General features: G+C 75.5%; 9 protein-coding genes and 1 pseudogene. 1 reads left to right on the plus strand and 9 read right to left on the minus strand.

Going from position 1 to position 12,951, the window contains the following annotated elements; all coding sequences use genetic code 11:
- Positions 1-229 precede the first annotated feature (229 nt).
- Positions 230-808 (plus strand): sigma-70 family RNA polymerase sigma factor, encoded by a 579-nt coding sequence (locus ABZY57_RS08655; protein WP_356509628.1) that lies wholly within the window; start codon positions 230-232, stop codon positions 806-808.
- Positions 809-844: 36 nt separating this feature from the next.
- Here the strand turns inward: ABZY57_RS08655 and ABZY57_RS08660 are convergent.
- The 9 genes and pseudogenes from ABZY57_RS08660 to ABZY57_RS08700 all read right to left on the minus strand — a co-directional run.
- Positions 845-3,736 (minus strand): annotated as a pseudogene (locus ABZY57_RS08660) (AAA family ATPase); the annotation flags it as partial.
- Positions 3,737-3,792: 56 nt separating this feature from the next.
- A complete protein-coding gene (locus ABZY57_RS08665) occupies positions 3,793-5,028 on the minus strand; it encodes a histidine kinase (RefSeq protein ID WP_356509533.1) in 1,236 nt (411 codons plus the stop codon).
- Positions 5,029-5,100: 72 nt separating this feature from the next.
- On the minus strand, positions 5,101-6,864 hold the full coding sequence (locus ABZY57_RS08670; RefSeq protein ID WP_356509535.1) for a cation acetate symporter: 1,764 nt from the start codon (positions 6,862-6,864) through the stop codon (positions 5,101-5,103).
- Positions 6,865-7,018: 154 nt separating this feature from the next.
- Entirely contained in the window at positions 7,019-7,294 is a 276-nt protein-coding gene (locus ABZY57_RS08675) for a hypothetical protein (RefSeq protein ID WP_356509537.1), read from the minus strand.
- Positions 7,295-7,566: 272 nt separating this feature from the next.
- Positions 7,567-8,475, minus strand: coding sequence for a LytTR family DNA-binding domain-containing protein (locus tag ABZY57_RS08680; protein WP_356509539.1), 909 nt, complete (start codon positions 8,473-8,475; stop codon positions 7,567-7,569).
- 149 nt (positions 8,476-8,624) lie between these two features.
- On the minus strand, positions 8,625-9,572 hold the full coding sequence (locus tag ABZY57_RS08685) for an SCO0930 family lipoprotein (RefSeq protein WP_356509630.1): 948 nt from the start codon (positions 9,570-9,572) through the stop codon (positions 8,625-8,627).
- Between the two features lie 129 nt (positions 9,573-9,701).
- Positions 9,702-10,892 (minus strand): GDSL-type esterase/lipase family protein, encoded by a 1,191-nt coding sequence (locus ABZY57_RS08690; protein WP_356509541.1) that lies wholly within the window; start codon positions 10,890-10,892, stop codon positions 9,702-9,704.
- Positions 10,889-11,734 carry an SDR family oxidoreductase gene (locus tag ABZY57_RS08695; protein ID WP_356509543.1) on the minus strand — a complete coding sequence of 282 codons (846 nt, stop codon included), beginning with the start codon at positions 11,732-11,734 and terminating at the stop codon, positions 10,889-10,891. The genes ABZY57_RS08690 and ABZY57_RS08695 overlap by 4 nt, the downstream gene beginning before the upstream one ends.
- Positions 11,731-12,855 (minus strand): LLM class flavin-dependent oxidoreductase, encoded by a 1,125-nt coding sequence (locus ABZY57_RS08700; RefSeq protein ID WP_356509545.1) that lies wholly within the window; start codon positions 12,853-12,855, stop codon positions 11,731-11,733. The genes ABZY57_RS08695 and ABZY57_RS08700 overlap by 4 nt, the downstream gene beginning before the upstream one ends.
- Between the last annotated feature and the right edge of the window lie 96 nt (positions 12,856-12,951).

The raw sequence follows: 12,951 nt of genomic DNA on the forward strand, positions 1-12,951 counted from the left end.
CGGCCCCGCTGACCGTCCGCCCGGACGGCGCCGGGGCCGCTCGTGTGCCGCCCGCCGCAGCGCCCGAGCGGCGACGACCGTTCACCGACGGGGGGCGACCGGTGGGCGCAGGGCGCGGCGGGATACGTCAGACGGCGGATAACTCCGCGCGCACGCTCCGGCACGCTCAGGGCATCCCGACCCGGAGGGGGAGCCCATGCCGCACACGTCCATGCCGCACATGACGTCCATGCCGCCCGTGCCGCCCGTGCCGGCGAATGCCGGCACCGTCACGGTCACCCGCCGCCGCACCGACGCGCACGCCCTCGCCCGGCTGGAGAGGGAACACGGCAAGGCGCTCCACGGATTCCTCCTCGGCCTCACCTTCGGTGACCGCCACCGGGCCGAGGACCTCGTCCAGGAGACCCTGTTCCGGGCCTGGAAGCACCCCGAGGCCCTGGAGAACGGCGCCCACGCCTCCATGAGGCCCTGGCTGTACACCGTCGCCCGGCGCGTGGCCATCGACGCCCGCCGGGCCCGGCTGTCGCGCCCCGCCGAGGTCGCGCCCGACGGGCTGGAGCAGGCGCCGGCCGACGAGGACCGCACCGAGCGGTCCGTCGCGGTCCTCGACGTCCGCGAGGCCCTGCGACTACTCAGCCCCGACCACCGGGCCGTGCTCCTGCTCATCTATTTCCGCGGGGCCAGCGTCTGCGAGGCCGCCGAAGCGCTCGGGGTGCCCGCCGGTACGGTCAAATCCCGTACGTACTACGCCCTGCGGGCCCTGCGCTCCCTCCTGCCCGGCTACGATGACGGCCACCTCCGCGCGTGAGCGGACCTCCAGCTTCGCCAGGATGTGCGAGACGTGGGTCTGCACGGTCCGGCGGGACAGGAACAGCGCCGAGGCGATCTCGGGGTTCGTCCGGCCCCGCGCGACCAGCAGCGCCACCTTCAACTCCGCCGGAGTCAGCGCCTCCCACCCCCGCGCGGGCCTGCGCCGCGCCGCCCGGCTGCCCCGCCGCACACCCAGGCTCCGCAGCCGGGCGTCGGCCCGGGCGATGTCCCACCGGGCGCCGAGGAGCTCGTACGAGGCCACCGCGCCGGTCAGCGCCGACCGTGCGCCCGGCAGGTCCCCGTGCCAGGCCCGGGCCACCGCCAGGTCCTCCCGGATCTGGCCCGCCACCAGCCCGCCCCGCGCCAGCGCCGCCGCCTCCGCCAGCAGCTCCGGGTCCTGCGCGAACAGCCCGCGGCAGCGCAGCAGCGCCAGCGCCGGACCCGGCTGCTCCGGCAGGGTCGCCGCCGTGCGGGCGCAGGCGGCCACCGCCGACCGGGCCGCGGCGGTGTCCCGGTCCTCCAGCGCGTGCCGGACGGCCTCCGACAGGGCCCAGGGACGGTCGAAGGCCACCGCCTCGTCCACCCCGTCCTCCAGTGCGGGCAGCAGCGCCTCCAGCGCCTCGCGGGGACGCCCGTCGCGCTCCGCCAGCAGGGCGCGGGCCAGCAGGACGTGCGCGCTGTGTCTCCGGCCCGCCGGGAGCTCGTACGCGTCCGGGCCCAGCCGTTCCAACTCCGCCCGGGCGGCATCCTGTTCGCCTCGGTGGCCCAGCATCAGGGCGCGCAGCCCGTGGGTCAGCACCGGCAGCCAGCCGTCCGAGACGGGCATGCCCTCCGCCCGGGCGAGACCGGCCAGCGCGGCGTCCCAGTCTCCGAGCCGGTAGCGGAGATCGGCCAGCAGCGCCTCCGTGACCACGAGCCGGCCCGTCGAACCGGTCCGGGACGCCAGGTGCCGGGCCTCGCTCAGCGCCGCCGCGGCGGCGTGCGGCTCGTCGAACCGCAGGTGCCCCTCGGCCTGGTTGGCGAGCAGCAGCAGACGCATGTCGTTGGCGGCCGGGCTGCGGCGGGCGTGCGCGATCCCGGCCGCCACGTGCCGCAGCGACTCCCGGCCCCTGTTCAGATGGAACAGCGCGAACGCCATGGCGTGTTCGGCCTCCGCGCCGCAGAGCGGATCGTCGAGCAGCCGCGCCCGGGCGACCAGCGGCCCGGCGAGCGCGTACGCCTCCTCCGGCCGGTGCAGATCGGCCAGCGCCAGGACCCGGCACGCCTCCAGGCGCAACCGCAGTCCCGCGAAGGGCGCCTCCTCGGGCAGCACGTCCTCGGGCAGCACCGCCTCGGCCAGCGCCTCCTCGGTGACCTCCAGGGACCGGGCCATGTCCCCCTGGATCATCAGCGCCGAGACCAGCTTGAAGGCGAGCGCGGCCCGCCGTCCGGGATCCCGCGCCTGCTCCCGCAGCGTCCGGAGCAGCTCCACCGACTCGGGCCGGCGCAGCATCAGCGCGGCATCGGCGAGGCCGTCCTCCAGGGCCTCCCGGTACGGACTCCCGGTCCGGTCGGGGGACGGGTCGCGGGACCGGCCGGGGATCCGGTCCGCACCCTGCTCCCGGCTCCGCCCCGTGTCGTGCCGCGTGCGGTCTCCCGCGTCGTGTCCCGAGTCGTGCCGCTCATCGGGTCCCGGGGGTGATCCCGGGCCCTGCCCCGTGCTCTGCTCCACGGCCCGGCGCAGCAGGGCGGCCGCCGTCTCGGGCGCCGCCGCGATCAGGGCCTGCGCCGACTCCGCGGTCCACCGCACCGCCCACGGGTCCAGCGCCCCGCCGGCGAGCAGCTGTCCCGCGGTCCGGGCGGGATCGAGTCCGGCCCCGGCGAACGCCCGGGCGGCGTCCTGGTGGAGGACCGTGCGGGCCGCCCGCGGCAGCTCCGCGTACAGGGCCAGCCGCACGGCCGGCTGCCGGAACCGCAAGCCGTCACCGCCGGCCGGTTCCAGTATTCCGGTCAGGAGGGGTGCTTCCAGGTCCGCGAGCAGCTCCCGGACGGGGAGCGTCCGTACGAGGGCCAGCTCGCGCGCCGTGAAGGCTGGTCCGAGCAGGGCGGCGTGCCGGAGCGTGGCCAGGGCCGCCGGGGGGAGCCGGCTCGGCTCGCGGGTCGCCGTCTCCGGTGGCGTCGGCAAGTCCCCTACGGGGATCGTCAGTTCGGCGGAGTCCGCACGGACTTCGATGAGGCCCGACCAGTGCGCGAGCAGCTCCCGCAGCAGCCGGGGATTGCCGCCCGCCTGCCCGGCTGCCTCCCGCAGCCGGGGGCCGGGCGCCGCACCCAGCGCCTCCCGGACCAGCGCGGCCGACTCCGCCCCCGTCAGCGGCTCCAGCCGGAGCGTCCGCCCGCCCGGCCCACCGCCCAGGGAGGCGCACAGCTCCTCCACCTCCGCCCGCCGGGGCAGCCGCCGCCGGGCCGTGAGCAGCAGCAGCGGCAGCCGCTGCGCGGCCCGTGCGAGGTGCCGCCACAGCAGGAGGGAGGCCGGATCCGCCCACTGGAGGTCGTCCAGGGCCAGGAGCAGCGGCCGCCGTGCGCACCACTCCTCCACGTCGGCGGCCAGCAGGTCCACGGCCGCCAGCAGCGCCCCGCCGGGCTCCGCCGACCGGGAGGCTTCCCGCAGCAGGGCGAGCGCCCGCGCCCGTCCGGGGCCGGACGGGTGCAGGCAGTCCAGCGCCGCGCGCAGCGGAAGCCCGGTGCCCAGTGCCTCGGCCGCCCCGTACCGCACGCGGCAGCCGAGCCCGGCCGCCTGGGCCAGCGCCTCGCGCAGGAAGGCGGTACGGCCGGCGCCCGGCTCCCCTTCCACGATCAGGCAGGCTCCGCCGCCCTCCGCACCCGCCCGCACCCATGTCCGCAACGCCTCACGGCACTCCGCGCGGTGCTGTTCTCGCCCGACCCGCACGTCGGCGATCCCTCCGGTCGTTCGCGCCCCCTCCAGGATGGCAGCTCACGGTCCGGTCAGCGCCGGGGAATTCGGCCAGGTGGGGCCGAACTGTGCACCCCCGCACGGTATTTGGGAATCCGCACCGTTATCTTCATGCCCGCGCCCACGCCCGTTTCGATGACGAGCCCGTGGCCGTCCCCGTAGACCTGGCGCAGCCGCTCGTCCACATTGGTCAGTCCGATGCCCGATGAGGAGCCCGCGTGCTCCCCGGCCAGGATCCGGCGCAGCAGCGCCGGATCCATCCCGACGCCGTTGTCCTCGATGGTGATCAGTGCCTCCGCGCCCGCGTCCCGGGCAGCGATGGTGATCCTGCACTCCTCGGTGGAATCCTCCAGCCCGTGCTTGACCGCGTTCTCCACCAGCGGCTGCAGGCACAGGAACGGCAGTGCCACCGGCAGTACCTCGGGCGCCACCTGCAAGGTCAGCTTGAGGCGCTCCCCGAACCGGGCGCCGGCCAGCGCCAGGTACTGCTCGATGGACCGCAGCTCCTCGGCCAGCGTGGTGAACTCCCCGTGCCGCCGGAAGGAGTAGCGGGTGAAGTCCGCGAACTCCAGCAGCAGGTCCCGGGCCCGCTCCGGATCGGTCCGCACGAACGAGGCGATCGCGGCGAGGGAGTTGAAGATGAAGTGCGGGGAGATCTGCGCGCGCAGCGCCTTGATCTCGGCCTCCATCAGCCGGGTCCGCGATCGGTCCAGCTCGGACAGCTCCAGCTGTACGGAGACCCAGCGCGCGACCTCGGTGGCGGCCCGCACCAGCACCGCCGACTCCCGTGACCCGTAGGCGACCAGCGCGCCCAGCATTCCGTCCTCGCCGGTCAGCGGCGCTACCACGGCCCACTTGAGGGGGCAGTCGGGCCGCTCGCACTCGGTGCGCACGCTCTGGCTGCGCCCCGAGTCCAGCATCACCGCGACCCGGGCCATCGCCCGGCGCTCGTGGTGGTCGGCGCCCGGGCCGTCCCAGGCGAGGACGCGCTCGCGGTCCGTCAGGCACAGGGCCTCGGTGCCGAGGAGGGAGCGCAGGCGCCGGGCGGCCTTGCGGGCGGCGTCCTCGGTGAGGCCCGCGCGCAGCGGGGGAGCGGCGAGGGAGGCGGTGTGCAGGGTGTGGAAGGTGGCCCGTTCGACGGGGGTGCCGAGGTCGAGGCCGAGGGCGCGCTCGTCCTGCCGGGCATGCCACCGGCCGCCGGCCCAGCCGAGGCCGAGCAGCAGCACCCCGCCGGCCGCGACGAGCAGCGAGAGCAGTGCTCCGGTCATGGTGTGCCGTCCTTGGTCGAGAGCAGTGCTCCGGTCACGGTCTGCCGCCTCTGATCGAGAGCGGTGCTCCGCTCACAGAGCACCGCCCTTTCCGACGCCACCGCCGCCGGCCGCACCCGCGGGGGCCGGCTCCGACACCGCCTCCGGCAGGTGCAGCCGGGCCAGCGTCGCCGCCGTGCCCGGCGGGATCCGCCCGCGCGTACCCAGCGACACCACCACCATCGTCAGGAAGCCCAGCGGGACCGACCACACCGCCGGCCACGCCAGCAGCGTGTTCGCCCACCCCGCCGGTGCCAGCCCGGCCCGCGTCGCCAGCACCGCGCTCAGCGCTGCCCCGCCCCCCGTCACGAGCCCGGCCACCGCCCCCGGCGGGGTCAGCCCGCGCCACCAGATCCCCAGCACCAGCAGCGGACAGAACGAGGACGCCGACACCGCGAAGGCCAGCCCCACCGCGTCCGCCACCGGCACTTCCGTCACCATCGCGCTCCCCGCCAGCGGCACCAGGATCGCCACCAGCACGGCGACGCGGAAACTGCGCACCCCGCGCGCCGGCAGCACGTCCTGGTGCAGCACCCCCGCCACCGCCATCGTCAGCCCCGAGGCCGTGGACAGGAACGCCGCGAACGCGCCCCCCGCCAGCAACGCCCCCAGCAGCTCCCCGGCGAGTCCGCCCACCACCCGGGCCGGCAGCACCAGCACCGCCGCGTCCGCCTCCCCGGTCAGGGCCAGCTCCGGCGTGTAGATCCGGCCCAGCGTCCCGTACACCGGCGGCAGCAGGTAGAAGGCGCCGACCAGTCCGAGCACCACCAGCGTGGTGCGCCGCGCCGCCCGCCCGTTCGGGCTCGTGTAGAAGCGCACCGCCACGTGCGGCAGCCCCATGGTCCCGAGGAAGGTGGCCAGGATCAGCCCGTACGTCGCGTACAGCCGCAGCTCCGGCCGGTCCCCGGACAGCGGCTCCGACCAGCTCGACACGCCCGGTCCGGCCTCCGCCCGGCTCTGCGGCACCGCGGAGTGCGGGGCGAACTCCAGCCGCGCGTGCGCCCGTACGGAATGCTGCCCGGCGCCGAGGGTCACGGACTGCCCCGTGTACGCCCGCCCGTCCACCTGTCCGGTGACCGTCACCGTCAGCGGCGCGTCCAGGGACAGCCGTACGTCCTCGGCCAGCGTGACGGCGGTGTGCTCGCGGAACACGGCCGGGGCGTCGAAGGAGGCACGCGGAGCGCCGTCCCCGGCCCAGGCCGCCAGCAGGAAGAACGCGGGCACCAGCAGGGCGGTGAGCTTCAGCCAGTACTGGAAGGCCTGCACGAAGGTGATGGACCGCATCCCGCCGGCCGCCACGGCCGCCGTCACCACACCGGCGACGACCACCCCGCCCACCCAGTGCGGGGCGCCGGTCAGGATCTCCAGGGTCAGCCCCGCGCCCTGGAGCTGCGGCAACAGGTACAGCCAGCCGACGCCGAGCACGAACAGCACCGCGATCCGGCGCACCGCCTGAGATTCGAGCCGGGCCTCGGCGAAGTCGGGCAGCGTGTAGGCGCCCGAGCGCCGCAGCGGGGCCGCCACCAGCACCAGCAGCACCAGGTACCCGGCGGTGTAGCCCACCGGATACCAGAGCATCTGCGGCCCCTGGAGCAGCACCAGCCCGGCCACGCCGAGGAAGGAGGCCGCCGAGAGGTACTCGCCGCCGATGGCCGCCGCGTTGAGGCGCGGGCCGACCGTGCGCGAAGCCACGTAGAAGTCCGAGGTGGTCCGGGATATCCGCAGGCCCAGCGAGCCGACCAGCACCGTGACCAGGACGACGACGGCGACCGCGGTCAGCGCGTACGTCTGGTTCACCGGCGGGTCCTTCGGCTGCGGCGCGGGCGCGGCCCTGCGCGGGTGGCGGGTCCCGGTCGTGCCTCGGGTCCCGGTCGTGTGTCGGGGTCCGGGGAGTCTACGCACGCGTCCGGACCGGGCAACAGGCCCTCTCGCAGGTCAGGCCGGATCCGGCTCAGCGGGCCGGATCGCGGTGCTCCGCGCAGTCCCGCAGGGCGATCTCCAGTTCCACGTAGGACTCCTCGGCGCGCCGGAAGGCCAGCGTCAGCGCCGCCTCGGCCCGGGGCGGCAGGTGTCCGTACACGCCCTCCTGGGCCTCGTACAGTACGTCGGCCCAGCGCGCGGCCGCGCTCCGCAGGCGGGCCAGCAGCACCTCGGCCTCGGCGGGACCGGCGGGACGGATGCGGGGGAGTCCGGTCAATGCGTCGAGCAGCGCCTGGACTTCGGACATCTGCTTCCTCCCGGGGCCGAAGATCCACGATACCCGCGGGGCTCCGCCCGGGTGGGCGTCCCGGACCCTGCTGCGGCCGACGGCCCGGCCGGATCGCCGTACGCCCCTCCGGGCGCGGCGAACGGCCGTCCCGCACGCCGGACGGTCCCGGAGCCCCGCCGACCGGTCGGGGCGGTCGGGCCGGCCGGGGCCGGGCGGTCGGGGCGGCCGGGCCGGCCGGGGCCGGGCGGTCGGGGCGGCCGGGTGGGCCGGGCCCGGTCGGGGCGGCCGGATCAGCCCATCGCCTGGCGCATCAGCAGGTCCCTCAGCTCCCGTGTGTGCCTCCGGCTCACCTGGAGCTCGGCCGAACCCACGCGGACCGTCGTGGTTCCGGAGTCCAGGCGCAGTTCGTCGATGCGGGCCAGGGCGACCAGATGGCGCCGGTGGATGCGGACGAACCCGCGCGCCGCCCACCGCTCCTCCAGCGTGGCCAGCGGGATCCGCACCAGATGGCTGGCGCCCTCGTCGGTGTGCAGCCGGGCGTAGTCGCCCTGGGCCTCCACGTACGCGATGTCCGCGATGGCCACGAAGCGGGTGACGCCGCCCAGTTCGACGGCTATCTGCTCGGGGGCCCGTTCGGGCACGCGGTCGGGCGCGCGGTCGGGCGCGCGCTCCGGGACCCGGTCCGCGCCACGGGCCGCGGCGGCGGCCCCCGCGCCGGGGCCCCCGGGGATCTCGGGGACGGCCGCGCGGGACGCCGGTACGGCGGGCACGGTCCCGGGGGCTGCCGCCGCGGGCTGCTCCCCGGACCGCCCGGACTGCGCGCACGCCCGCCGCACGGCCTCGGCCAGCCGCTCCGGGCGCACGGGCTTGAGCACGTAGTCCACGGCCTTGAGGTCGAAGGCCTGTACGGCGAACCCCTCGTGCGCGGTGACGAACACGATCAGCGGCGGCCGCGCGAACCCGGCCAGCAGCCGGGCGATGTCCAGCCCGGTCAGCCCCGCCATGTGGATGTCGAGGAAGACCACGTCGATGACGTCGGCCCCGTCCGGGCCGCTCTCCAGCGCCAGGGTGATCCGGCGCAGCGCCTCGGTGGCGTCCGAGGCGCCCTCGGCGCTGAGCACCCGCGGGTCCGAGCGCAGCAGGTAGAGGAGCTCTTCGAGCAGGGGCTTCTCGTCGTCGACGGCCAGTACGCGCAGCATGATGCGGAGTCTAGGTTCCGCTCGGCCGGGGCGAAACGGTGCGCGGCCCCCGCCCAGGGGGGAGGGGAGGCGGGGGCCGCGCGGTCGGTTGGTCCGGGAGACCGGCCCCGGTAATCCGGTCCCGGTGGTCCGGTCCCGGAGGTCCGGCCCTACTGGACGGTGATGAGCTTGCCGTCGGGGGCCACCGCGTACCAGGTGCCGCCGACGCCCTGACCGTTGATGTCGCCGGCCTTCTTGTCGCCGGTGAAGGTGTAGACGGGCCAGCAGTTCACGGTCTGCTGCTTCTTGCCGTCGGGGCGGTCGAGCACCAGGTAGTTCTTCTGGATGATCCCCTTGGCGTTCGCCTGGTCCACCGGCGGTACGACCGGCCACTTGGCCACGCAGGCGCCCTCGCACTTGGAGACCATGGGCCACGCGGTGTCCGGCTTGAACCGGTAGACCGTCATCCCGTTGCCGTCGACGATGTGGTCGCCGAGCTTGGGGTCCTTGGCCACGGTCAATGCACCGGCGGCCTGGCCCGCGCCGGCGGGCGCGGGGGCCGCCTTGGCCGCCTTCTTGCCGTCGGGGGCCGCCGCGAACCAGGTGCCGCCGACGCCCTGACCGTTGGTGTCGCCCGCCTCGGTGTCCTTGCTGTACCGGTACAGGGGCCAGCCCGCCACCGTCAGCTGCTTGCTGCCGTCGGTACGGACCACCTCGCCCAGCAGCGCCGGGTCCATGCCCGCGGCGGCGGTGGCGTCGTCGGCCGCGACCACCGGCCAGGTCTTCGCGCAGTCCCCGTCGCAGGTGGACTTCGACGGCTTCGCCGTGTCCTTGTCGAAGCGGTAGAGGGTGAAGCCCGCGCTGTCGGCGAGGACGGAGCCGAGCTTCTCGTCCTGGGCGATGGCCAGTTGACCGGCGGGCCGGGCTTCGCCGGCGCCCGCCGCGGCGGCGTCGGAGCCGGATCCGTAGCCGTCGTCCGAGGAGGGGGCCTGGGAGGGAGCGATCGCTCCGGCCGGCTTGACGGTGTCGCCCGCCGGGTCGCTCCCGCCGCACGCGGTCGCGGTGAGTGCGACGACGACCGCGACGGCCGCCAGGGTGGTTCCGCGCTTGATGCCCATCTTGATCTCTCCCACGTGTGTGTCCCTGCCTGCGCCGCCGCCCCCTTCGAGTGGAGCGGCGGCAACTCTGCGCAGGACACGCCTGGTCGGAGCCGATCTGTTCAATTCCTCCGATGTGGGCTGTTTCACTCACCCGGCGTCGAACCCGGCCCGCTTCATGGCCGTGACCACAGCGAGGCCGAGCGTGCGGTGTCCGGCGTCGTTGGGGTGCAGGCCGTCCGCCAGGTGCTCGGGTCCCAGCACCTCCCGCCCCGGCAGCAGCACCAGCCGCTCGTCCCCGGCGGCGATCCGCTCCCGGGTGGCGCGCTCCATCGCGTCGCGCAGGGCGCCCAGGGTGGCGCCCAGCTTGTTCGGGGTGCGCTCCGCGTCGGGGCGCAGCACGGGGGAGAGGAGGAGCAGCGGGGTCCGGGGGTGGCCCTGGCGGACCAGTTCGAGGAACGCGCGGGTGGTTTCGTACAGCAGCGGGGCCGAAAAGGGCACCCGGGACCAGCAGTTGGTGCCGAAGGCGAGGGTGAGGACGTCTGCGGGGAGTCCGGCGAGCTGCTCGGCGCAGGCCAGCTCCCCGCGCGCGGCCCCCGCGTAGCCGAGGTTGACGGTGTCCCAGCCGAGCGCCCTTCCGGCCACCGAGGGCCAGCCGTGCGCGGGCCGGGTGGACCACCAGCCCTCGGTGATCGAGTCGCCGTGCACCACCCAGCGGGTGGCGGGCGGCGCCGGGGCGACCGGGCCGCCGATCCCGCGCAGACCGAGGATCAGCGGAGACTGGGTCTCGGGCGGATGGACGGTGAACGGGCCGTACCTGCGCGGTAGTTCGAGGCGGACGACGGCCTCGGCGGCGGGCTCGGTGTACAGCTCGCCGACCACCCCGTGGCGGTCCCACAGGGCGAACCCGTGGGCGAGGTCACGGAGCGCGTCGGTGGGGCCGGGCACGGTCGCCCGGTAGTGGATCTCCACCGCCCGGGTGCCGGGCGCCGTGAACTCCAGGCGCACCCCGATGGGGAGGGTGGCCCGCTCGCCGGTGTCCCAGGGCAGCCGCATGGTGTCGGCCGGGTCGGCCCGCACGGGGCGTCCCCCGTCGAGCCAGGCCACACCGCGCAGGAAGGGCCCCGGGTCGAGCCACGGCCCGGCGGCGTCCGTGCCCGTGGCCTCCTGGGCCGTGTCCTGGCCCGATGGCGTGTCCGCGGGCGTGGCGACGGGCGCGCCGGTGCCCGTACCTCCGGTGCCCGTACCTCGTGTGCCCCTGCCTCCTGTGCCCGTACCCACGCCCACCACGTCCTTGCCCAGGCCCACGCCTGCGTCCGGTCCGGCTTCCCGTGTGCTCATCGTGCGCCTCCGACCGTCGGGTACGGGAACTTCACGCCGACCCCGCCGTCCACGACCAGCGTCTGCCCCGTCATGTACGAGGACTGCGGCGAAGCCAGGAAGTACAGTGCGGCCGCGATGTCCCGGGTCTCGGCGACCCGGCCCAGCGGGGCGTTCTCCGCATTGAGCCGGCGCCCCTCGGGACCCAGCAGCGCGGCGACCCGCGGGGTCCACACCACCCCCGGTGCCACCGCGTTGACCCGTACCCCGCGCGGACCCAGCTCTACCGCCGCCGAGCGCACCAAGGACATCAGGCCGGCCTTCGCGGCCCCGTAGGCGGCGTGCAGCGGGGCCGCGGTGAGCCCGGAGACGGAGGCGACGAAGACCAGCGGTCCGCCGCCGGCCGAGGCGACGGCCTCGCCGCCGTACTGGACGGCCAGCCAGGCGTGCCGCAGCACCAGGTCGAAGTGCCAGTCCCAGCCGTCGTCGTCCAGCTCGGCCAGCGCGGTGTACCGGGCCATGCCGACGATGTCGACGACCCCGCCGACCGGGCTGCCGCCGAGCAGCTCCGGCGCCGCGGCGAAGAGCTCCCGTACGGCCTCGCGGCGCGTGACGTCGGCGGCGTACGGGACGCCCCCGGTCTCGGCGGCGACCGCGCGGGCCCGCTCCTCGTCCACGTCCACGCACAGCACGCGTGCGCCGCCCGCGGCCAGCGCGTGCGCGGTCTGGCGGCCGATGCCGTTGCCCGCGCCGAGCAGGACGAGGACGCGGCCGTCGAGGCGGTGCAGGGCGGCGTAGTCGGGAACGGGAGAGGTGTCGGGTCCGTCGGCCGCCGTGCCGCCGGGCGCGGGGAGCCCACTCACGCGGAGCCCTTCCGGGGTGTGTAGCGGGCCAGCTCCGGGATGACTTCCTTGCCCAGGATCTCCAGGGTCCGCAGGATCTCCCGGTGCTCCAGGTACCCCCACTGGACGTAGCAGATGAGCTGGTCGACGCCGAGGTCCGCGTACCGCTTGGCCTTGGTGACGATCGTCTCCGCGTCCCCGATGAGGATCATGTCCCCGTCGCTGAACTCCCGTACGGGTACGTTCCCATCGAGGATCGGGGTGAGCAGGGGGAAGGTCCGCTCCCGTTCCCCGGGGCTCAGGTGGGGCAGCTCCCACTCCAGGGTGAACTGCGCCAGGTTGGAGTACCACCAGGCGACCGACTCCCACACCCGGGGGACCGGGTCGGTGCGCGGCGGGGTGGCGTGGACCAGGGTGTAGGCGGCGACCCGGTCCGTGGCGACGTCGGTGAGCGGCCGCGGGGCGGCGGCAGCGGCCCGGTAGGCGGCCACCTGGGCGGCCATCGCCTCCAGCGGCTGCATGATCGAGAAGGAGAGCAGCCCGAGGCCGTGCGCGCCCGCGACCTCCGCGGAGCCGGGTGAGGTGGCCGCCATCCAGGCGGGCGGGTGCGGATCCTGCACCGGCTTGGGGGTGACCATGCGGCGCGGGAAGCGGAAACGCTCCGATTCGTAGGCGAAGTACTCCTCGCGCCACATTCCGGTCACGATGCCGATGGCCTCGCGCCAGTCGTCGCGTGACTTCTCCCGGTCCACCCCGAAGGCCGCCTGCTCCATGGGCGTGGACCGGCCGGTGCCCCATTCCACCCGGCCGCCGGAGAGCACGTCGACGGTGGCGACCTTCTCCGCGATGCGCTGCGGCGGGGTGAAGGCGAAGGGGGTCAGGGTCACGCCGAAGCCGAGCCGGATCCGCTCGGTGAGCCCGGCCAGGTGTCCGAGGAGCACCTCGGGGGCCGGGCAGTGCGAGCGGCCCTCGCGGAAGTGGTGCTCGACCGCCCAGACGGTACGGAAGCCCATCCGGTCGGCGAGCCGGATCTGCTCGACCGCCTCCCGGTAGGCGCGCTGCTCAGCGGCCCGCTGGCCGTGCGGGTGGGCTCCCCGCCAGGGCCGCGGCACGTCGATCTCGTAGAGCACGTCCAGGTCCATGGCGGCACGCTGCGGCAGATCTGACGAAGTGTCAAGAATGAGGGTCGGGATCGCCTGCGCACTGATCGATCATCCCCGCGCAACAAAGGACCATCC

It is taken from the genome of Streptomyces sp. NPDC006450, from assembly GCF_040612195.1.
Classification (GTDB): Bacteria; Actinomycetota; Actinomycetes; order Streptomycetales; family Streptomycetaceae; genus Streptomyces.